This is a genomic window from Pseudomonas sp. GM48 (assembly GCF_000282335.1).
In the GTDB taxonomy this organism is placed as follows: Bacteria; Pseudomonadota; Gammaproteobacteria; order Pseudomonadales; family Pseudomonadaceae; genus Aquipseudomonas.
Map to the genome: position 1 here is coordinate 1 of NZ_AKJM01000122.1, position 21,414 is coordinate 21,414.

Consider the following 21,414-nt stretch of genomic DNA (forward strand, 5'->3'; position numbering starts at 1 on the left):
GCGGACTGACATTCAACATTAATGTCGACTGACACACCGCTTTCGCGAGCAAGCCCGCTCCCACAGGGGATCACCGTGTCGATTCATTTCTCTAAACCTGGATAATCCCGATGAGCTCTGTGGCGATTTTCAGCAAAGCCTCACCGTTCGATGCCCTGCAACGCTGGCTACCCAAGTTGGTACTCGCGCCGAGCATGCTGATCGTGTTGGTAGGTTTCTACGGTTACATCATCTGGACGTTCATTCTGTCCTTCACCAATTCCAGCTTCATGCCGAGCTACAAGTGGGTCGGCCTGCAGCAATACATGCGCCTGATGGACAACGACCGCTGGTGGGTCGCGAGCAAGAACCTCGCGGTGTTCGGCGGCATGTTCATCGGCATCAGCCTGGTGCTGGGCGTGTTCCTCGCCGTGCTGCTGGACCAGCGCATTCGCAAGGAAGGCTTCATTCGCACCATCTACCTGTACCCGATGGCGCTGTCGATGATCGTCACCGGTACCGCATGGAAATGGCTGCTCAACCCCGGCCTGGGCCTGGACAAGATGCTGCGTGACTGGGGCTGGGAAGGCTTCCGTCTCGACTGGCTGGTGGATCAGGATCGCGTCGTCTACTGCCTGGTGATCGCCGCCGTGTGGCAAGCCTCCGGGTTTGTCATGGCGATGTTCCTCGCCGGCCTGCGCGGTGTCGATCAATCGATCATCCGTGCTGCGCAAGTCGATGGCGCGAGCCTGCCGACCATCTACCTGAAGATCGTCCTGCCGAGCCTGCGCCCGGTGTTCTTCAGCGCCTTCATGATCTTGGCGCACATTGCGATCAAGAGCTTCGACCTGGTCGCGGCGATGACCGCGGGCGGTCCGGGTTACTCCTCCGACCTGCCGGCGATGTTCATGTATTCCTTCACTTTCAGCCGTGGCCAGATGGGCATCGGTTCGGCCAGCGCCATGCTGATGCTCGGCGCCGTGTTGACCATCCTCGTGCCGTACCTGTACTCCGAGCTGCGAGGCAAACGCCATGACTAATCAACTCGGCAAGTCGGGTATCAGTTTCAGCCGCATCGCGATCTACGCCACCTTGCTGTTGGCAGCGGCGGTGTACCTGATCCCGCTGGTAGTAATGCTGCTGACCAGTTTCAAATCCCCGGAAGACATCCGCACCGGCAACCTGTTGAGCTGGCCGACCGTGATCGATGGCATCGGCTGGATCAAGGCCTGGGACGTGGTTGGCGGCTACTTCTGGAACTCGGTGAAGATCACCGTGCCGGCGGTTTTGATTTCTACCTTTATCGGCGCAATGAACGGCTACGTACTGTCGATGTGGCGCTTCCGTGGTTCGCAACTGTTCTTCGGTCTGTTGCTGTTCGGCTGCTTCCTGCCGTTCCAGACCGTGCTGCTGCCGGCCTCGTTCACCCTCGGCAAGTTCGGCCTGGCCAACACCACCACCGGCCTGGTGCTGGTGCACGTGGTCTACGGCCTGGCGTTCACCACGCTGTTCTTCCGCAACTACTACGTGAGCATTCCGGATGCGCTGGTCAAGGCCGCAAGGCTCGATGGCGCGGGCTTCTTCACGATCTTCCTGAAGATCCTGCTGCCGATGTCGATCCCGATCGTGATGGTCTGCCTGATCTGGCAGTTCACCCAGATCTGGAATGACTTCCTGTTCGGCGTGGTCTTCGCCAGTGGCGACGCCCAGCCAATTACCGTGGCCCTGAACAACCTGGTCAACACCAGCACCGGGGCCAAGGAATACAACGTTGATATGGCCGCCGCGATGATCGCCGGGCTGCCGACACTGCTGGTCTACATATTCGCTGGCAAGTATTTCCTGCGTGGGCTGACGTCCGGCGCGGTCAAGGGGTAGAAAAATGGCAACTCTCGAATTACGCAACGTCAACAAGACCTACGGCCCCGGCCTGCCGGACACCCTGAAAAACATCGAACTGAAAATCGATGACGGTGAGTTCCTGATCCTGGTCGGCCCGTCGGGCTGCGGCAAGTCGACCTTGATGAACTGCATCGCCGGCCTGGAAACCATCAGCGGCGGCGCAATCCTGGTGGACGATGCCGACATCAGCGGCATGAGCCCCAAGGATCGCGACATCGCCATGGTGTTTCAGTCCTACGCGCTGTACCCGACCATGAGCGTGCGCGACAACATCGCCTTCGGCCTGAAGATTCGCAAAATGCCGACGGCCGAAATCGACGAGGAAGTTGCTCGGGTTTCCAAGCTGTTGCAGATCGAGCACCTGCTCAGTCGCAAGCCTGGCCAGCTCTCCGGTGGCCAGCAGCAACGTGTGGCGATGGGCCGTGCACTGGCGCGGCGGCCGAAGATTTATCTGTTCGACGAACCACTGTCCAACCTCGACGCCAAGCTGCGGGTCGAGATGCGCACCGAAATGAAACTGATGCACCAGCGCCTGAAAACCACCACGGTCTACGTGACCCACGACCAGATCGAAGCCATGACCCTGGGCGACAAGGTGGCGGTGATGAAGGACGGGATCATCCAGCAGTTCGGCACGCCGAAAGACATCTACAACAACCCGGCCAACCTGTTCGTGGCGAGCTTCATCGGTTCGCCGCCGATGAACTTCATCCCGCTGCGCCTGCAGCGCAAGGACGGTCGCCTGCTGGCGCTGCTCGACAGCGGCCAGGCCCGTTGCGAATTGCCGCTGGGCATGCAGGACGCCGGTCTTGAAGACCGCGAAGTGATCCTCGGCATGCGCCCTGAGCAGATCATCCTGGCCAACGGCGAAGCGAATGGTTTGCCGACCATTCGTGCCGAAGTCCAGGTCACCGAACCGACCGGTCCTGACACCCTGGTCTTCGTCAACCTCAACGAGACCAAGGTCTGCTGCCGCCTGGCACCGGACGTGGCGCCGGCGGTGGGCGAGACCCTGACCCTGCAATTCGATCCGGCGAAAGTGCTGCTGTTCGATGCCAAGAGTGGCGAGCGACTGGGGGTTGCCGGCGTGCCGAAAACCGAGATGCACGCTGATAACGTGGCCCAGTTCAAAGGTCGCTGAAGATCAAGAAATGTGGGAGCGGGCTTGCTCGCGAAAGCGGACTGACATTCAACATTAATGTCGACTGACACACCGCATTCGCGAGCAAGCCCGCTCCCACAGGGGGGGATATGCGCCGGGTGGAGACATCCGTCGCAACTGATGTAACCGCGTTGGAAAAGAAAAGTTAATAACAATAAAACGAGGATGTAGGGATGAAGATGAAGAACAAGGCCCGGTTGATCTGCCAAGTGTCAGCAGCGGCAGCACTGGTTCTGGCCGGCAATGCGATGGCCGATGAAGCGTTCAGCTCCGATTCAAAGTGGATGACGGGCGACTGGGGTGGCGAGCGTACCAAGCTGATCGAGCAAGGCATCGACATCAAGATGGACTACGTCGGTGAAGTCGGCGCCAATCTGCATGGCGGTTTCAATGATGACAAGACCGCGCGCTACGCCGACCAGTTCGGCCTGGGCGCGGCGCTGGACCTGGAAAAACTGTTCGGCTGGGACAACACCCAGGCCAAGATCCAGCTCACCAACCGTAACGGCGAGAACATCTCCAACGACCGTATCGGCGACCCGCGTGCCGGCACCCTGAGTTCCTCCCAGGAAGTCTTCGGTCGTGGCCATATGGTGCGTCTGACCCAGTTGTGGATTCAGCACCAGTTCTTCGACAACAAACTGGACGTCAAGGCCGGTTACTTCGGTGAAGGTGAAGACTTCAACACCTTCCCGTGCGAATTCCAGAACCTGGCGTTCTGCGGATCCCAGGTGGGTAACTGGGCCACCAATGTCTGGTTCAACTGGCCGGTCAGCCAGGCGGCGATCCGCGTGAAGTACCACATCAACGACGAGCTCTACGCCCAGATTGGCGCGTACAACCAGAACCCGTCGCAACTGGAGCACGGAAACGGCTTCAAGCTCAGCGGCAGCGGTACAGCTGGCACCGTTTTGCCGGTCGAGCTGGTCTGGTCGCCGAAGGTCAACAGCCTGCCGGGCGAATACCGTGTCGGTTACTACAAAAGCACAGCCCCTGCTGATGACGTTCTCAAGGACGACAACGGTCAGGACGCAGCGACTACCGGCAACGCTTTCCGCGTCCACGATAGCAAGCACGGCTACTGGTTCGTCGCGCAGCAGCAACTCACCAGCCACAATGGCGATGCCTCTCGCGGCCTGAACATCGCCGCCAACGCCACCTTCCACGACAAGGACACTAACGTCGTCGACAACTACCAGTCGCTGATGTTTGTGTACAAGGGGCCTTTCGATGCGCGTCCGAAGGATGACGTGGGTATCGGTTTCGCCCGCATCCATGTCAACGATGACGTGAAGAAAAACGCCGAGCTGACTAACGCAGCCAACGGTGTTTCGGACTACAACAATCCGCTGTTCTCGCCCATTCGTGAAACCGAATATAACTATGAGCTCAACTACGGTTTCCACGTAACCAACTGGCTGACCGTGCGTCCCAACCTGCAATACATCACGCACCCGGGTGGTGTGGATCAAGTCGACAACGCACTGGTGGCTGGCCTGAAAATTCAGTCGGTGTTCTGACGCGTCTGCGATAAGCTTCTCTCCATGTGCGCATATTTGCGGACAGCCATGGCTGTCCGCTTTTTTTTGCGGAGGCTGACTGGACTTTGGGTGATTGCTTTTGTGGCGAGGGAGCTTGCTCCCGCTGGGGTGCGAAGCACCCCCAAAAAAAGGGACAGCTGCGCAGTCCAACGGGAGCAAGCTCCCTCGCCACAAAAATAAGCACAAGCTGTTTGGAGAGATGAGTACACCGATGATTTTCAGGATCGTGGCACATGCTTGAGCATCCGCTACAACGCTTCTTCAAATCCTTGCGCGAGCGTTCCGTGTTCGCGTGGGAGCGCTATCAGATGCGCGACGTGCTGGTGATCGATCATCCGCTGTGTCAGGCGGTGTTCAGTCGTCAGGGGGCGCAGTTGTTGCACTTCCAGCCCAAGGGACAAAAGCCCTGGCTGTGGTGCGCGGCGAAGTGGCCACAGGTCGGTGCCATTCGCGGTGGCGTGCCGGTGTGTTGGCCGTGGTATGGCCGGCATCCGAGCGAAAACGCCTGGCCATCCCATGGCTGGGCCCGTTTGCTCGACTGGAAACTGCTCGACAGCCGCAGTGACGACGATGGCGTGCGTTTGCACTGGCAACTGAAGTTGTGCGACTGGCAGGTGGACCTGCACGCGCACTTGGGTGAGCGCATGGAGTTGCGCCTGAGCACCGAGCATCAGGATGACATGCCGTGCCAGTTGAGCCAGGCTTTGCATGCTTACTGGCGTATTGGCGATGTCAGCGAGATAGCGCTGTCTGGGCTCGAAGGTGCGCAGGGTTACGACCAGTTGAGCCGGCAGGTTTGTCAGCAGGAAGGCGAATTGCGCGTGGACGGCGGTTGTCAGCGGGTGTTCCAGCACGACGGTGAATTGCAACTCAATGACCATGCCTGGCAGCGGGCGTTGTGCATCGATACGGGTGAAGCAGCCGATACGGTGGTTTGGCATCCCGGTTCACGTCCGCTACTCGGCGTGACCTGGAACGAGATATCCGAATTCGTTTGCGTAGAGGCCGCAAGCGGCGGCACCGACAGCCTGTGCCTGAAGCCTGGGGAGCGGGCGCATTTGAGTTTGCAGGCTCGGGTGGGGGTTTAGTTCAAGATATTGCGGTGTCTTGACTGGCCCCTTCGCGAGCAAGCCCGCTCCCACAGGGGGAATGCATTCCAATGTGGGAGCGGGCTTGCTCGCGAAGGCGTCCTTTCAAGCAACCAAGATTCAGGATCGGTCAGTTGAACTCATCGCCCACCGGATACCGGCTTGCATTCAAGCTCTCCTTGATCTTGCGCAAATGCGGCTGGAAATCCACGCCCCGGCGCAACGTCATGCCGGTGGCGAGCACGTCCAGCACGGTCAACTGAATGATCCGCGAAGTCATCGGCATGTAGATGTCGGTGTCCTCCGGCAGCGGAATGTTCAGGCTCAGGGTGCTGGCCTTGGCCAGTGGCGAGTTCTCGGCGGTCAGGCCAAGGACCGAGGCGCCGTTTTCCCGGGCGATGCGCGCCACTTCCACCAGTTCGCGGGTGCGGCCGGTGTAGGAAATGATCACGAACAGCTCGCCGGTGTGTGCCACCGAAGCAATCATGCGCTGCATCAGCACGTCGGCGTGGGCGGTGACGGCGAGGTTGAAACGGAAGAACTTGTGCTGCGCGTCCAGTGCCACCGGGGCCGAGGCGCCGAGGCCGAAGAAGTGGATCTGCCGCGCCTGGATCAACAGGTCGACAGCGCGGCTGATCAGGTTCGGGTCCAGGGCCTGGCAGGCGCTGTCCAGCGAGGCGATGGCGCTGCCGAAGATCTTCTGGGTATAGGCTTCAGGGTTGTCGTCGGCTTCCACCGCGCGGCTGACATACGCGGCGCCACTGGCCAGGCTTTGTGCCAATTGCAGTTTGAGCTCGGGGTAACCGCTGACGCCGAACGAACGGCAGAAACGGTTGACCGTCGGTTCACTGACCGAAGCAGCCTGGGCGAGGGCGGCGATACTGAACCGGGTAGCCTGCTGCGGGTTGAGCAGGATCACCTCGGCGACTTTGCGCTCGGCCTTGTTCAGCTCTTCAAGGCGATTCTGGATTTGTTCCAGTAAATTTCGCACGCGGTCCATATGGGATTCCTTGATTCACCGGCGCCGATAAGCGCGCGGCTAATGCAAAAAGGGCCTTTGGTGAGGCCCGTAACGGTGGCCTATCCTACTGATGGCTCCGATCGACCACCACTCGGAATCTATATTTTCCGAAAATGTTGTGGTTATTACTACATTTTCCCTTGAGTGATGCCTTGAAAAAAGGTATTTGTAGCTTAACTTGATAAAAGAACAAACATCATGCTCTCGATTACGGTTGAACCGTGCACCTTTGCCTTATTCGGCGCCCTTGGCGATCTGGCCTTGCGCAAGCTGTTTCCTGCCCTTTATCAACTCGACGGTGCAGGCCTCTTGCACGAGGACACGCGCATCATCGCGCTGGCCCGTGAACCTGGCAGCGAGCAGGAACACCTGACGTTCATCGCTTCCGAGCTGCGCCGCTACGTCGGTGGCAAAGAGCTGGATGAAGCCGTGGTCGAGCGTTTCCTGGCGCGCCTGAGCTACCTGCACGTCGACTTCCTCAAAACCGAAGATTATGTGGCCCTGGCCGAATCCGCCGGCAGTGCGCAGCGCGTCATCGCCTACTTTGCCACTCCGGCAGCAGTCTACGGCGCGATCTGCGAGAACCTGGCCAAGGTCGGTCTGGCGGAAAACACCCGTGTGGTGCTTGAGAAACCCATCGGTTCGGACCTGGAGTCTTCGCGCAAGGTCAACGACGCCGTGGCGCAGTTTTTCCCGGAAAACCGCACCTACCGCATCGACCATTATCTGGGCAAGGAAACCGTCCAGAACCTGATCGCCCTGCGTTTCGCCAACAGCCTGTTCGAAACCCAGTGGAACCAGAATTACATTTCCCATGTGGAAATCACCGTGGCCGAGAAGGTCGGTATCGAAGGCCGCTGGGGTTACTTCGACAAGGCCGGCCAGCTGCGGGACATGATTCAGAATCACCTGTTGCAACTGCTCTGCCTGATCGCCATGGACCCGCCGGCCGACCTGTCCGCCGACAGCATCCGTGACGAGAAGGTCAAAGTGCTCAAGGCCCTGGCGCCGATCAGCCCGGAAGGCCTGACCACGCAAGTGGTGCGCGGCCAGTACATCGCCGGCTACAGCGAAGGCAAAGCGGTACCGGGGTACCTGGAAGAGCCTAACTCAAACACCCAGAGCGACACCGAAACCTTCGTCGCCCTGCGTGCCGATATCCGCAACTGGCGCTGGGCCGGCGTGCCGTTTTACCTGCGTACCGGCAAGCGCATGCCGCAGAAGCTGTCGCAGATCGTCATCCACTTCAAGGAACCGTCGCACTACATCTTCGCTCCCGAGCAGCGCCTGCAAATCAGCAACAAGCTGATTATCCGCCTGCAACCGGACGAAGGCATTTCCTTGCGTGTAATGACCAAAGACCAAGGCCTGGACAAAGGCATGCAGCTGCGCAGCGGTCCGTTGCAGCTGAATTTTTCCGACACCTGGAGCAGCGCACGGATTCCCGATGCCTACGAGCGGTTGTTGCTGGAAGTGATGCGCGGCAATCAGAACCTGTTTGTCCGTAAAGATGAAATCGAAGCCGCGTGGAAGTGGTGTGACCAGTTGATCGCCGGGTGGAAAAAATCCGGTGATGCGCCCAAGCCTTATGCGGCCGGGTCCTGGGGACCGATGAGTTCCATTGCTCTGATCACGCGGGACGGGAGGTCGTGGTATGGCGATATCTAATTTGAAGTTGCCGCAGGGCGTCAGCGCCCATGCGTTCAAGAGCCCGGTGCTGCTGGCTGAAAGCCTGGCACTGGGCGTGGCGAACAAACTCAGCGACGCGATCGACGCCCAGGGCACTGCGACCCTGGTGGTTTCCGGTGGTCGCAGCCCGATTGCGTTTTTCCAGCACCTGGCCAGGCAGACGCTGGACTGGTCGAGCGTGGTGATCAGCCTGGCCGATGAGCGCTGGGTGCCGGTCGAACACGCCGACAGCAACGCCGGCCTGATCAAGCGTTACCTGCTGCAAGGTCCGGCGGCCAAGGCGCAGTTCCTGAGCCTGTACAGCGCCAGTGCCAACCTTGAACAGGCGGCCGAGCAGGCCGACCGCTTGCTGTCCGAGCTGCCGGTGATCGACGTCTTGGTGCTTGGCATGGGCGATGACGGCCACACCGCGTCGCTGTTCCCCAACAGCCCGAACCTTGCCGAGGCATTGCAGGCCGATGGTGTCCGTCGTTGCTGGCCGATGCTGGCGCCGACCGTACCGCATCAGCGCCTGACCATGAGCCGCGCATTGCTGGCCTCGGCCAAGCACAAGGTTCTGTCGATTTCCGGTCAGTCCAAGCTGACCACCCTGAATACCGCATTGGCGGGTGACGATGTCGCCGCAATGCCGGTGCGCGCATTTCTGCAACCTACGTTAGAGATTTACTGGTGCCCATGAGCCAAGGAACAGCCGCTATGACAAACCCATCCCCGACCGTTTCCATGGCGGACAAAGTTGCCCTGATCGACAGCCTCTGCGCGAAAGCGCGGATTCTGCCGGTGATCACCATCGCACGCGAGCAGGACATTCTGCCGCTGGCTGACGCCCTCGCGGCCGGTGGCCTGACGGCCCTGGAAGTGACCCTGCGTTCGCAATTCGGCCTCAAGGCGATCCAGATTCTGCGCGAGCAGCGCCCGGAGCTGGTGACCGGTGCCGGCACTGTGCTTGATCGCCAGATGCTGGCGGCGGCGGAAGCGGCGGGCTCGCAGTTCATCGTTACACCAGGCATCACCCGTGACCTGCTCGAAGCCAGCGTCGCCAGCCCGATTCCACTGTTGCCGGGTATCAGCAATGCCTCGGGCATCATGGAGGGCTACGGTCTGGGTTACCGCCGCTTCAAGCTGTTCCCGGCGGAAGTCAGCGGTGGCGTTGCAGCCATCAAGGCGTTGGGCGGCCCGTTCGGCGAAGTGAAATTCTGCCCGACCGGCGGCGTGGGTCCGGCCAATATCAAGAGCTACATGGCATTGAAAAACGTCATGTGCGTGGGCGGTAGCTGGATGCTTGATCCGGAGTGGATCAAGAACGGCGACTGGGCCCGCATTCAGGAATGCACCGCCGAGGCCCTGGCGCTGCTGGACTGATCGCTTCACCCGACACTTCGTTGTGTGTTCTACGGCTTTACGGTGCGCTTGGTCGGCGCACCGTTTTTTTTTGCCTGAAGAAAATTGCCTGGATCGACTCATCCCCCCCTGTGGGAGCGGGCTTGCTCGCGAAGAGGGAGTGTCAGTCGACATCAACGTTACCTGACACGCCGCATTCGCGAGCAAGCCCGCTCCCACACAAAAAAAGACATCATGCGATACATAGTTACCGCATACCGAAAGTCGACCGGTGCTAGCCTGCGTTCATCTTATGGAAGAGAGAACGTCATGGAAGACAACACCTTCGCAGTCCCCTCAGCACCGGTTTACCTGCTGTCCCCCGAACAGATTGCCGGCCCGTATTTCCGCAATCCGAAACTGATCCGCAGAAACATCAGCGAAGGCGCCGATGGCATTCCGTTGGTGCTGCGGCTGACCATTGTCGATGCCATGACCGGTGAGCCGGTCCCCGATGCGCTGGTGGACATCTGGCATTGCAATGCGCGGGGCGCCTATTCCGGCTGGAGCAAGAAAAACCCGGATGTCGAGGTCGGTACCGGTGACATTGGCGCAGTCCCGCGAACCGATGACGATACCTATTTGCGCGGCGGGCAGTTCACCGACAAGTCGGGCATCGTGCGCTTCACCACGATCTATCCGGGTTTTTACGCCGGCCGCGCCTTGCACATTCACGTCGCCGTGCGCATCACGGCCGGCAACAATTATCTGCAAGAGCGGCATGTCGCCTGGGTCGGGCAGCTTTACCTGCCTGAGGTAGCCTCGCGCTCGGTACTTAGCACCCGACCGTACAGCGGTCGAGCCGTGCCGGCACGGACCAACGATCAGGACTTTTTTTATACAACCATGGGCGGTGAAGAATCGACCTTGAACGTGCATACCCTGGGGCGGGATTCGGCTGAAGACGGATACTTCGGGCAGATGACCATCGGCATCGACACGTTCGCCGTGTCGTCACAGATCAAGCCCGAGGACTTCGACAAGTACACCGTCTGACGTCAGCCCAGTTCGGTCAGTGCCCTGGTCAGCGTATCCATGTCGTCCGCCGTGGTGGTAAGCCCCGGTGTGATGCGGATGCACGTTCCGCACGCCGCGCCACTGCGCGTCACGGTAAACAGGTTGTACTCATTGAGCAGGCGCTCGACCATGATTTGCTGGTCGGCATGACGGGTAAAGCGCATCGAAGTGATGCCGCAATACAGCCGCGGGTCATCCGGGGTCAGGACTTCGACGCCCGGTAACTGCCGCGCCGCACTGACCCATCGGTTGCGCAGATAATTGAGTCGCGCTCCTTTGGCCGCGGCACCGCCCATCGCCCAATGTTCTTCGAGCACCAGCGGCAGGGTCAGCAGCGCCGGGATATTGGGGGTGCTGTACGAGGTGCGGGCGCGAATGTCAGTGGGCGGAAAATGCATCTCGCCCATGTCCGGATCGATATCGGCCAGGCGTTCGGGGGCGATGTAGATCAAGCCGAGTGTCAGCGGCGCGCCAATCCACTTGTGCAGGTTGTAGCCGGCGAAGGCGATACCCAGCCCGGTCAGGTCGAATTCGAGCTGGCCGAGGGCATGGGCACCGTCGAGGATGACCTCAATGCCATGTTCTTTCGCGGCAGCTGCAATTGCCTGCACCGGCATCACCAGGCCCGTGCGATGGGTGACGTGGGTCAGCGCCATCAGCTTCAGCCGAGGATGCCGTGCGAAGGCTTCTCGATAGGTATTGAGCAGGCTGTCGAAGGTTGCCGGGTGCGCGTGTTCGACTTCGATCACTTCAACGCCGCGATTACGCGCCAGCCAGCGCATGGCGCCTTTGACCGTGTCGTATTCCAGGTCGCAGAACAGCACTTGGTCGCCGGGCTGGAGCCGGTTGTAGTTGCGGATCAGCGACTGCAAACCTTCCGATGCGTTGCGGGTGAGGGCGATGCTGTCGCCGGGGACGCCTATAAGCTTTGCCATCTGCGCGCGGATCTTCAGGCTGTCGCCCTGCTCGAAGCGCTGGCGCACGTAGACCGAGTTGCTGCGGTTGATCAGCTCGATGTTGCGCTGGTATTCCTCGACCACCGTGCGCGACATGCGTCCGAAGTAACCGTTCTCCAGGTTGAGCGGGCCGGGTTCTACATCGTAGCGGTCGGCAAAGGTTTGCCAGAAGGCTTCATCACGGGCGCGGCGGGTGTTGTCGGGCATGGGCTACTCGGTAGGTGATTCAGTGGCGCGGGGCAGGTTTGCCGTGTTTGGCGCGTAGCGGTTCGAGCAAGTCCGACAAACCGTTGTGATCGATTTCCTGCATCAGGGCCAGCAGGCCGCCCAACTCGCCATGGGGGAAACCCTCCCGGGCGAACCAGTTCAGGTAAGGGCCGGGCAGGTCGGCAATGATTCGACCCTTGTATTTGCCAAAGGGCATTTCGCGGGTGATCAGCAGTTCGAGCTTTTCAGGATTCATCGATCGGTCGTCTTGATTCAGTCAGTCTGGAAAATACAGGCATTCTGCATGCAGGCCAAATGACAGATCATGCAAATAAAACGGATACAGATTTATTGAAAATTTATAACTGTTTGAAAAACAACGAATAAATAAGAAATTCCACGCTGGCATGCAGGGTGCAACGGTCATTGCACCTTTCATCCACCGCAAGGAATTGAAAATGACCGACATGAACAAAGAAGCGATTTCTGTACTCAACGACCTGATTGAAACCAGCAAGGACGGTCAGGCCGGGTTCAAGACTTGCGCTGAAGACATCAAGCACCCTGAACTCAAAAACCTGTTTATCAAGCGTTCGGCCGATTGTGGTGCGGCCGCTGAGCAATTGCAGTCTGCCGTGCGTTCGATGGGGGGCGATCCGCAAACCTCCACCAGTGTCAGCGGCGACCTGCACCGTCGTTGGGTCGACGTGAAGTCGATGCTCACCGGCAAGGGCGAGGAGTCCGTACTCAATGAAGCCGAGCGCGGTGAGGACCATGCATTGAAGGCTTACCGCGACGCCATGGAGAAAATCAACAAGCACAACCTGGTGGGCATTCGTGACCTGGTTGAGCGTCAGTACCACGGCGTGCAGCGTAATCACGATCAGGTAAAAGCCCTGCGTAACCAGGCGCGTGCACGCTCGTAAGCCAGGCTGAAACAATTGTGGGAGCGGGCTTGCTCGCGAAAGCGATCTGCCAGTCACCATTAGGAGTGACTGACACGCCGCCTTCGCGAGCAAGCCCGCTCCCACATTGTTTTTTACCAGCCGATCAGCCGATGCTGATGGCTGGCAGCTCGGTCAAAGTCACGCTCTGTTGCTTGCGTGGCGCGAGGATTTCCGCCTCGCCGTCCACCACCAGTTCATCGCGCTGGTTGAACACGCGAGTGGCAATGCGCACGCGAAACTTCGGCAGTTTTTCCAGAATTTCCAGGCGCACGGTCAGGGTGTCGCCGATCTTTACCGGCTTCTGAAAGCTCATTTGCTGGCCGATGTAGATGGTGCCCGGTCCAGGCAATTCGCAGGCGACCGCCGCGCTGATCAATGCGCCGCTGAACATGCCGTGGGCGATGCGTTCCTTGAACATGGTGCTGGCGGCGTATTCGGCGTCCAGGTGCACCGGGTTGTGATCGCCGGACATCGCGGCGAACAACTGGATGTCGCGCTCTTCGACGGTCTTGCTGAAACTGGCGGTCTGGCCGACTTCGAGGGCTTCGTAAGGGGTGTTGGTAACCTGGGTCATCTGTCTCAATTCCTGTGACGAATTAAAAAATTCACAAAAAACTATTCGGATCGGTGCGGCCGAGGCGTGCTCAAGGCTTGTGCGATCCAGTTCAGCACATTGGCGATGATTTCATCGCGGTTGCTCTCGTTGAACAATTCGTGCCGCGCCTGCGGGTAAACGGTCAATTGCAGGTGCTGGTTGCCGGCTGCTCGCAGCGCGTCGGCCAGATCCTTGAGACGTTTGCCTTCGCTCACCGGATCACATTCACCACCAATCACCAGCAGCGGCAGGCCCGGGTCGATCTGCGCGAGATTGGACGCTTTGCTGATTTGCTGCAACCCGCCGAGCAGATCGATCCACAGTTGATTGGTGCAGCGAAAGCCGCAGAGCGGGTCGTTGACATACAGATCGACCTGCGCCGGGTCGCGGCTGAGCCAGTCGAACGGCGTGCGGGCCGGTTTGAATTTGTTGTTGAACGAGCCGAACGACATCCATTCGATCAATGCGCTGCGTCCTTTGCCGCCCTGGCGCAGGCGTTCGAAACGGGCGATCTGCCGTGCCGCGCGATAAAGCGCCACTGGCTGGAAGTTCGAGCCACTGAGGATTGCCCCGTGCAGGCTGGCACTGTGGTGCAGCAGATAGGCCTGGGCGATGTAACTGCCCATGCTGTGGCCGAGCAGCAAGATCGGTACGCCAGGGTACTGCTGGCCGATGTGCTGGTTGAGGCACGCCAGGTCGCTGACGACCTTGCACCAGCCGTCGTCATCGGCGAAATGCCCGAGGGTCCCGTTTTCGGCAGTTTTGCCATGTCCACGCAGGTCCGGCGCGCACACGCCATAGCCCTGATCACAGAGTTTTTCCGCAAGGGGTCCATAGCGACCGCTGTGTTCGGCCATGCCGTGGGCCAGCAGAATCATTGCCTTGAGGCTGCCCTCGGGAAGCCACTGGTTGACGAAGAGGCGGCTGTGGTCGCTCGTGGTCAGCCAGAAAGTGTCATGGATCATGGCGGTTCCTTTGCACTGAGTCGTTGCATTGTATAGCGCATCCCGTTGCACGCGTCTGATCAGCCCGCAGCAAGGCAGGTAGATTCACACGATCAATGACGGCTTTCGGCATATTTGCCTGAATCGCCATAGCTGCTAGTGTCCGTGAAGCTCCGCTTTTCGCTTTCTGCCTTTGAGGGATCAGAGAGAAATGACAGAAAAGTGGCCCCGGATAGATTCAGGTAAAGAGGACAAGAACAATGCAACCTGATTTCTGGAATGACAAACGCCCGGCCGGCGTCCCCCTGAATATCGACCTGGGGGCCTACAAGTCGGTGATCGAGGTGTTCGAGCGTTCCTGCAAGAAGTTTGCTGACCGCCCTGCGTTCAGCAACATGGGCATCACCCTGACCTACGCCGAACTGGAACGCCACAGCGCCGCCTTCGCCGGTTACCTGCAAGCCCACACCGACCTGGTGCCGGGGGACCGCATCGCGGTGCAGATGCCCAACGTCCTGCATTACCCGATTGCCGTGTTCGGCGCCTTGCGCGCCGGGCTGATCGTGGTCAACACCAACCCGCTGTACACCGCGCGGGAAATGCGTCATCAGTTCAAGGACTCCGGTGCCCGGGCGCTGGTGTACCTGAACGTGTTCGGGCAGAAAGTCCAGGAAGTCCTGCCCGACACCGATATCCAATACCTGATCGAAGCGAAGATGGGCGACCTGATGCCCGCCGCCAAGGGCTGGCTGGTCAATACCGTGGTCAGCAAGGTCAAGAAAATGGTCCCGGACTATTCCTTGCCCCAGGCTGTCTCCTTCAAGAGCGCGCTGCGCCTGGGCCGGGGCCTGGGTATCAAGCCGCTGAACGTCGGCCTCGACGACATCGCCGTGCTGCAATACACCGGCGGCACCACCGGCCTGGCCAAGGGCGCGATGCTGACCCACGGCAACCTGGTGGCGAACATGCAGCAAGCGCGGGCTTGCCTCAGTCAGCATGGAAGTGACGGCCAGCCGTTATTGCGCGAAGGCCAGGAGGTGATGATCGCGCCGCTGCCGCTGTACCACATCTATGCCTTCACCGCGAATTGCATGTGCATGATGGTGACGGGCAACCACAACGTGCTGATCACCAATCCGCGGGACATTGGCGGCTTCATCAAGGAACTGAAGAACTGGCGCTTCTCGGCGCTGCTGGGACTCAACACGCTGTTCGTCGCGCTGATGGATCACCCGGATTTCAAGACCCTGGATTTCTCCAGTCTCAAGCTCACCAACTCCGGCGGCACTGCGCTAGTCAAGGCCACCGCCGAGCGCTGGGAGCAATTGACCGGATGCCGCATCACCGAAGGTTACGGTCTGACCGAAACTTCGCCGGTGGCCTGTACCAACCCGTACGGCGACCAATCGCGGATCGGCACGGTCGGCCTGCCGGTGCCGGGCACCACGCTGAAAGTCATCAGCGATGACGGCGTCGAACAACCGCTGGGTGAGCGCGGCGAGTTGTGCATCAAAGGCCCGCAGATCATGAAGGGCTACTGGCAGAAGCCTGATGCCACGGCCGAGGTGCTGGATGCCGAGGGCTGGTTCAAGTCCGGTGACATTGCCGTGATCGACCCGGACGGTTTCGTACGCATCGTTGACCGCAAGAAGGACATGATCATTGTCTCGGGCTTCAATGTGTACCCGAACGAGATCGAAGACGTGGTGATGGCCCACCCGAAAGTCGCCAACTGTGCGGTCATCGGTGTGCCCGACGAGCGGTCGGGGGAGGCGGTGAAGTTGTTCGTGGTGGCCCGTGAAGCGGGCATCAGCCTTGAAGAGTTGAAGGCTTACTGCAAGGAGAACTTCACCGCGTACAAAGTACCGAAGCACATCGTGCTGCGTGAATCGTTGCCAATGACGCCGGTGGGCAAGATCCTGCGGCGGGAGTTGCGTGATATCGCCTGATCGGTGAATGGCCGATCCCTGTAGGAGCGAGCTTGCTCGCGATGGACGTCAACGATAACGCGCCCTGTTTGAATGATCGCGTCGTCCGGATGTTTTTCGCGAGCAAGCTCGCTCCTACATTTTTACACTGAAGCCCCGGTTTTCGTGGGTTTCAGGGCTTTATAGGTTTTTTGCTCTAAAATGACTGCTTATAAGTCTTGAGTCACAAAAGTGACCGTAGAGGCCGTTTTTGGCTCTAGTCGACCCTTGGCAAAGCTGCTACTCTCGGCGCGCTTTGTGACTTCTCGGCCTTCTATCAGCCAGATTCACCAATGGCCAAACACCAATAATAATCGCATCAAATGCGGTGCTGAATTCGCGTTGCTGAGGAGTGGGCTTCCATGATCGAAGACTTTTGGAAGGATAAGTACCCAGCTGGGATTGCTGCCGACATCAATCCAGACGAGTATCCGAATATTCAGGCAGTGTTGAAGCAATCCTGCCAACGCTTCGCCAACAAGCCGGCATTCAGCAACCTGGGCAAGACACTCACCTACGGTGAGCTGTACGAATTGTCCGGTGCGTTTGCCGCTTACCTGCAACAGCATACCGATTTGCAGCCTGGCGATCGAATCGCCGTGCAACTGCCCAATGTGTTGCAGTACCCGGTTGCCGTCTTCGGCGCCATCCGCGCCGGGCTGATCGTGGTCAACACCAACCCGCTGTACACCGCACGGGAAATGGAACACCAGTTCAACGACTCCGGTGCCAAAGCCTTGGTCTGCCTGGCCAACATGGCGCACCTGGCGGAAACCGTGGTGCCGAAAACCGGCGTCAAGCACGTGATCGTCACTGAAGTCGCCGACCTGCTGCCGCCGCTCAAGCGCCTGCTGATCAACAGCGTCATCAAGTACGTGAAGAAGATGGTGCCGGCCTATCACTTGCCAAAAGCCGTCAAGTTCAATGACGTGCTGAGCAAAGGCCTGGGCCAGCCAGTGGCGGAAGCCAATCCGGCCAGCAGCGATGTCGCGGTGCTGCAATACACCGGCGGCACCACCGGTGTGGCCAAGGGCGCGATGCTGACCCACCGCAACCTGGTGGCGAACATGCTGCAGTGCAAGGCGCTGATGGGTTCCAACCTCAATGAAGGTTGCGAAATCCTGATCACACCGCTGCCGCTGTACCACATCTATGCGTTCACTTTTCACTGCATGGCGATGATGCTGATCGGCAACCACAACATCCTGATCAGTAACCCGCGTGACCTGCCGGCGATGGTCAAGGAACTGTCGAAGTGGAAGTTCAGTGGTTTCGTCGGCCTGAACACGCTGTTCGTGGCCCTGTGCAACAACGAAGGCTTCCGCAAGCTGGACTTCTCCGCGCTGAAAGTCACCTTGTCGGGCGGCATGGCCCTGCAACTGGCAGCGGCCGAACGCTGGAAAGCGGTGACCGGTTGCGCCATCTGCGAAGGCTACGGCATGACCGAAACCAGCCCGGTGGCCACGGTCAACCCGATCCAGAACATCCAGATCGGTACCATCGGCATTCCGGTGCCGTCGACCCTGTGTAAAGTCATCAACGATGCCGGTGTCGAACAACCGATGGGCGAAATCGGCGAACTGTGCGTGAAGGGCCCGCAAGTCATGAAGGGTTACTGGCAGCGCCAGGAAGCCACCGATGAAATCCTCGACAGCGAAGGCTGGTTGAAGACCGGTGACATCGCGCTGATCCAGCCTGATGGCTACATGCGCATTGTCGATCGCAAGAAAGACATGATTCTGGTGTCCGGTTTCAACGTCTACCCGAACGAACTCGAAGACGTGCTGGCCACCCTGCCGGGCGTGCTGCAATGCGCGGCCATCGGTGTACCGGACGAGAAGTCGGGCGAGGCGATCAAGATTTTCATCGTCGCCAAGCCGGGCGTGACCCTGACCAAGGAACAGGTGATGGAGCACATGCGCGCCAACGTCACCGGCTACAAGGTCCCGCGCTCCGTGGAATTCCGCGATGCACTGCCGACCACCAACGTCGGCAAGATCCTGCGTCGTGAATTGCGCGATGAAGAACTGAAGAAGATCAACGCGAAGAAAGCTACCGCGTAATCAACAAAAAGCCCCGCAGATGCGGGGCTTTTTGTTGGTAGACGGGGGAAACTCAGCGTCTGTCAGACCGCTTTCGCGAGCAAGCCCGCTCCCACATTTAACCGGGTTCCTCCGGAAGGAATGCGATCAAATGTGGGAGCGGGCTTGCTCGCGAAGCTTTTGCTTTTATTGGCGAAACGGCGCGAAGTTGACGTTGGTGCCCGCCGGGCGCATGTCTTGCAGGTACGAGTCCTTGTCGGCGCTCAGTTCCAGGCTCAGGGCGGCCTTGCGTTTACCCTGGTTGCGCACCACCAGGCCTTCAAGCTTCTCGCGCAGGAACACGGTTGGCACTTTCAGGTGCAGCAGTTCGTCGGTGTCCGGGGTGTGCATCAGCAGGTGAATCCACTCGTACTGACCCACGGCCAGGCGCGCTACCGGGATGTCGAACCACCAGATGTTGCGGTTGCGGTTCAATTCGGTGAAGTGGCAGTTGTTGACGCCAAGCACAGCACCGCCGAGTTCCTGGTTTCTGCGGGCAATGGCCTGCTTTTTATCGAGTTTCATAACGTTCCTACGGGATTGGATCTTCAGCGCCTTGGCCTGAATGTGTTGCGCATTCTCAGGGGTTGCCGGGCAAACATAAAGCGCAACCTGCACTGAACGATGAAATGTCGTGGTGAAAATAAATCAAACGCCCTGCAAAAGCCCCCGGTCAACCTTGTGTAACGACTTTTCTCCATTGAAATGTCTTTAATGAAAAGAAGAAGCGGCCATCTTCAGTTGGCTGTTTTGTGTCAGCCTGAACTTGCACACTGAAATTGTTTCAAAGTCGCCAAGTGGGCTACCTTGATGAAGAAAACGGCCCCTGAGTCGCCACGACTTCCACCCAAATGCGTATGCGGCGAATGGAGACGCTAATGATTTTTCCGGACATGAGAGGCTTGCCCCTGCACCGTGTGATGATGCGCACGGTCACCGAGTTCATCGCCGACGAAATGTCGACCTATGCCTCGGCGCTCGCCTATCAAATGCTGTTTTCACTGTTTCCGTTCATTCTGTTTCTGATCGCCCTGATCGGCTTCCTGCATCTGCCCGATTTCTTCTCCTGGCTGCGCCTGCAATCGGAACTCGTATTGCCACCCCAGGCACTGGAGCAGGTCAACCCGGTGATCGACCAGTTGCAGCAATCCAAGGGCGGCTTGCTGTCGGTGGGTATCGTGATTGCGCTGTATACCGCCTCTGCCGGTGTGCGGCTAATGATGAGCGCGATGAATGCGGCTTACGACGTGGTTGAAGGGCGCCCGCTGTGGAAACGCTTTCCGTTGTCGATCATCTACACCGTCGGCATTGCCGGCATGCTGCTGATCGCTGCCGCGCTGATGGTGCTCGGGCCGCAGGTGATGGAGTGGATCGCCGCGCAAGTCGGCCTTGAGTACTTCATCGTCACGCTCTGGACCATCGCGCGCTGGCCGGTGATCGTGATTCTGCTGATGGTTGCGGTGGCGTTGATCTACTACGTCATGCCTGACGTCAAACAGGAGTTTCGCTTCATCACCCCAGGCTCTGTGCTGGCGGTGGTGGTGTGGATCATCGCGTCCCTGGGCTTCGGCTTGTACGTCAAGGAGTTCGCCAACTACAACGCCATGTATGGCAGTATCGGTGCGATCATTGTGCTATTGCTGTACTTCTACATTTCCGCCGCCGTGCTGCTGCTCGGCGCGGAGATGAATGCGGTGATCGAGCACATGTCGCGAGAGGGCAAGGACCCTGGCGAAAAAGTGGCTGGCGAGCATGGTCCCGTCCATGAGGAAAAACACCACGTGTCGGGACTGGGCCGCGATCACTCACACAAACCGACCATTGACGAAACCTGATCATGATTCGTGAAATTCTGAAAATGGGCGATGAACGCCTGCTGCGCATTGCCCCGCCGGTGCCGGCGGAGATGTTCGACAGCCCCGAGCTGTGGCAACTGATCGATGACATGTTCCAGACCATGGAAAGTGTGGGGGGCGTTGGCCTGGCGGCTCCGCAGATCGGTGTCGATCTGCAATTGGTGATCTTCGGTTTCGAGCACAGCGAGCGTTATCCGGATGCCGAGGCCGTGCCGCAGACGATTCTGATCAACCCGTTGATCACACCGCTGAGCCCGATCCTGGAAGAGGGTTTCGAAGGGTGTTTGTCCGTGCCTGGCCTGCGCGGCGCGGTGCAGCGTTACCAGCAGATTCGCTACGAAGGCGTCGACCCCAAGGGCGAGCCCATCGTGCGTATTGCTTCGGGGTTCCACGCACGGGTGGTGCAGCATGAGTGCGATCACCTGATCGGCCGCTTGTACCCGTCGCGCATTACCGACTTCAGCAAGTTCGGCTTCACCGAGGTGATGTTCCCGGATCTGGATCCCAACGCCGACGACTAAGTCGCCGCCAAACCCTGTGGGAGCGGGCTTGCTCGCGAAAGCGGTGTGTCAGTCTCCATCAGTTTTGACTGTTAAACCGCTTTCGCGAGCAAGCCCGCTCCCACATTTGATCTTCATCAGGCTTGAGCAGGCTCCAACCCCATCGCAATCATCGGCTTGCTGCGGGCATAACGGCTCAACCGTTCAACCATCGCGTAAGGCATCGGCGGATCGAAAGTAAACCCGCGCCGCTCATAAAACCCCCGCAAGTCCGGATGACAGAACAACCACACCGGCAGTTCGCAATCCTTCACCGCGGCCGCTATCAACCCGGCGGCAAGCCCTTGTTCGCGACACCCCGGATCGACAAACAATCCGGTCAGCCAATGCCCGCCGGACACCGGACGCAAACACAGCGCGGCAACGATCTGGTCACGCCGGGCCACCCAAAGCTGCGCGTCCCGCACGGCTTTCATCGACGATTGGTGAGCGCGGTAGAACTTGTTCATCAACGGCCATAACGGCTCGTCGAGCAGGGTGAATTGGGTATCGGGCATGGTCTCGGACAGTCGGTGTGCAAAG

Annotated in this window: 21 protein-coding genes; 14 read left to right on the top strand and 7 right to left on the bottom strand. The window is 59.2% G+C overall.

From position 1 onward, the window contains the following. The first annotated feature begins 110 nt into the window (after positions 1 to 110). The 5 genes from PMI28_RS06390 (at position 111) to PMI28_RS06370 (ending at position 5,672) form a co-directional block, all read left to right on the top strand. Complete coding sequence (locus tag PMI28_RS06390) at positions 111 to 1,019, top strand: carbohydrate ABC transporter permease (RefSeq protein WP_007990327.1); 909 nt, start codon at positions 111 to 113, stop codon at positions 1,017 to 1,019. Then, complete coding sequence (locus PMI28_RS06385) at positions 1,012 to 1,857, top strand: carbohydrate ABC transporter permease (protein ID WP_007974434.1); 846 nt, start codon at positions 1,012 to 1,014, stop codon at positions 1,855 to 1,857. The genes PMI28_RS06390 and PMI28_RS06385 overlap by 8 nt, the downstream gene beginning before the upstream one ends. A gap of 4 nt (positions 1,858 to 1,861) precedes the next feature. Then, positions 1,862 to 3,022, top strand: coding sequence for an ABC transporter ATP-binding protein (locus PMI28_RS06380; RefSeq protein WP_007990329.1), 1,161 nt, complete (start codon positions 1,862 to 1,864; stop codon positions 3,020 to 3,022). A gap of 194 nt (positions 3,023 to 3,216) precedes the next feature. Beyond that, positions 3,217 to 4,563: a carbohydrate porin gene (locus tag PMI28_RS06375; RefSeq protein ID WP_007990331.1), complete on the top strand. Its 1,347-nt coding sequence runs from the start codon at positions 3,217 to 3,219 to the stop codon at positions 4,561 to 4,563. A 254-nt stretch (positions 4,564 to 4,817) separates the two neighbouring features. After that, positions 4,818 to 5,672, top strand: coding sequence for a D-hexose-6-phosphate mutarotase (locus PMI28_RS06370; protein ID WP_007990332.1), 855 nt, complete (start codon positions 4,818 to 4,820; stop codon positions 5,670 to 5,672). Between the two features lie 130 nt (positions 5,673 to 5,802). On the opposite strand, the gene PMI28_RS06365 is transcribed toward PMI28_RS06370, so the two are convergent. After that, positions 5,803 to 6,663, bottom strand: a complete 861-nt coding sequence (locus tag PMI28_RS06365; RefSeq protein ID WP_170948639.1) for a MurR/RpiR family transcriptional regulator — start codon at positions 6,661 to 6,663, stop codon at positions 5,803 to 5,805. Between the two features lie 228 nt (positions 6,664 to 6,891). On the opposite strand from PMI28_RS06365, the gene zwf reads away from it, so the two are divergent. The 4 genes from zwf to PMI28_RS06345 all read left to right on the top strand — a co-directional run bounded on the left by zwf (position 6,892) and on the right by PMI28_RS06345 (position 10,758). Then, complete coding sequence (zwf, locus tag PMI28_RS06360; protein WP_007990334.1) at positions 6,892 to 8,361, top strand: glucose-6-phosphate dehydrogenase; 1,470 nt, start codon at positions 6,892 to 6,894, stop codon at positions 8,359 to 8,361. Next, positions 8,348 to 9,061: a 6-phosphogluconolactonase gene (pgl, locus tag PMI28_RS06355; RefSeq protein WP_007990337.1), complete on the top strand. Its 714-nt coding sequence runs from the start codon at positions 8,348 to 8,350 to the stop codon at positions 9,059 to 9,061. Before zwf ends, pgl begins: the two co-directional genes overlap by 14 nt. 17 nt (positions 9,062 to 9,078) lie before the next feature. Further along, a complete protein-coding gene (locus PMI28_RS06350) occupies positions 9,079 to 9,744 on the top strand; it encodes a bifunctional 4-hydroxy-2-oxoglutarate aldolase/2-dehydro-3-deoxy-phosphogluconate aldolase (protein ID WP_007990338.1) in 666 nt (221 codons plus the stop codon). 288 nt (positions 9,745 to 10,032) lie between these two features. Continuing rightward, positions 10,033 to 10,758, top strand: coding sequence for an intradiol ring-cleavage dioxygenase (locus PMI28_RS06345; protein ID WP_007990340.1), 726 nt, complete (start codon positions 10,033 to 10,035; stop codon positions 10,756 to 10,758). A gap of 2 nt (positions 10,759 to 10,760) precedes the next feature. Here PMI28_RS06345 and PMI28_RS06340 read toward each other — a convergent pair whose 3' ends face one another. Both PMI28_RS06340 and PMI28_RS06335 read right to left on the bottom strand, forming a co-directional pair. Next, a complete protein-coding gene (locus PMI28_RS06340; RefSeq protein WP_007990342.1) occupies positions 10,761 to 11,942 on the bottom strand; it encodes an aminotransferase class V-fold PLP-dependent enzyme in 1,182 nt (393 codons plus the stop codon). Between the two features lie 19 nt (positions 11,943 to 11,961). After that, a complete protein-coding gene (locus PMI28_RS06335) occupies positions 11,962 to 12,198 on the bottom strand; it encodes a DUF3820 family protein (RefSeq protein ID WP_003227425.1) in 237 nt (78 codons plus the stop codon). Between the two features lie 202 nt (positions 12,199 to 12,400). Between PMI28_RS06335 and PMI28_RS06330 the strand changes: the two genes are divergently transcribed. Then, on the top strand, positions 12,401 to 12,868 hold the full coding sequence (locus tag PMI28_RS06330) for a ferritin-like domain-containing protein (protein ID WP_007990344.1): 468 nt from the start codon (positions 12,401 to 12,403) through the stop codon (positions 12,866 to 12,868). Positions 12,869 to 12,992: 124 nt separating this feature from the next. Here the strand turns inward: PMI28_RS06330 and PMI28_RS06325 are convergent, their stop codons facing one another. Together PMI28_RS06325 and PMI28_RS06320 are read right to left on the bottom strand one after the other, a co-directional pair. Beyond that, positions 12,993 to 13,463, bottom strand: coding sequence for a MaoC family dehydratase (locus PMI28_RS06325; RefSeq protein WP_007974451.1), 471 nt, complete (start codon positions 13,461 to 13,463; stop codon positions 12,993 to 12,995). 41 nt (positions 13,464 to 13,504) lie between these two features. Continuing rightward, entirely contained in the window at positions 13,505 to 14,449 is a 945-nt protein-coding gene (locus tag PMI28_RS06320; protein WP_007990346.1) for an alpha/beta hydrolase, read from the bottom strand. 239 nt (positions 14,450 to 14,688) lie between these two features. On the opposite strand from PMI28_RS06320, the gene fadD2 reads away from it, so the two are divergent. Together fadD2 and fadD1 are read left to right on the top strand one after the other, a co-directional pair. Next, entirely contained in the window at positions 14,689 to 16,377 is a 1,689-nt protein-coding gene (gene fadD2 / locus PMI28_RS06315; RefSeq protein ID WP_007990348.1) for a long-chain-fatty-acid--CoA ligase FadD2, read from the top strand. Between the two features lie 380 nt (positions 16,378 to 16,757). Further along, the gene (gene fadD1, locus PMI28_RS06310; RefSeq protein ID WP_007990350.1) at positions 16,758 to 18,458 is read left to right on the top strand and encodes a long-chain-fatty-acid--CoA ligase FadD1; all 1,701 of its coding nucleotides are present in this window, start codon (positions 16,758 to 16,760) and stop codon (positions 18,456 to 18,458) included. Positions 18,459 to 18,623: 165 nt separating this feature from the next. Here the strand turns inward: fadD1 and PMI28_RS06305 are convergent, their stop codons facing one another. Then, entirely contained in the window at positions 18,624 to 19,001 is a 378-nt protein-coding gene (locus PMI28_RS06305; protein WP_007990351.1) for a hypothetical protein, read from the bottom strand. A 353-nt stretch (positions 19,002 to 19,354) separates the two neighbouring features. Between PMI28_RS06305 and PMI28_RS06300 the strand changes: the two genes are divergently transcribed. Next, the gene (locus PMI28_RS06300; protein ID WP_007990353.1) at positions 19,355 to 20,311 is read left to right on the top strand and encodes a YihY/virulence factor BrkB family protein; all 957 of its coding nucleotides are present in this window, start codon (positions 19,355 to 19,357) and stop codon (positions 20,309 to 20,311) included. A gap of 2 nt (positions 20,312 to 20,313) precedes the next feature. Beyond that, complete coding sequence (gene def, locus PMI28_RS06295) at positions 20,314 to 20,853, top strand: peptide deformylase (RefSeq protein ID WP_007990355.1); 540 nt, start codon at positions 20,314 to 20,316, stop codon at positions 20,851 to 20,853. 116 nt (positions 20,854 to 20,969) lie between these two features. Here the strand turns inward: def and PMI28_RS06290 are convergent, their stop codons facing one another. Beyond that, a complete protein-coding gene (locus PMI28_RS06290) occupies positions 20,970 to 21,389 on the bottom strand; it encodes a GNAT family N-acetyltransferase (RefSeq protein WP_007990357.1) in 420 nt (139 codons plus the stop codon). Positions 21,390 to 21,414: the final 25 nt, after the last annotated feature.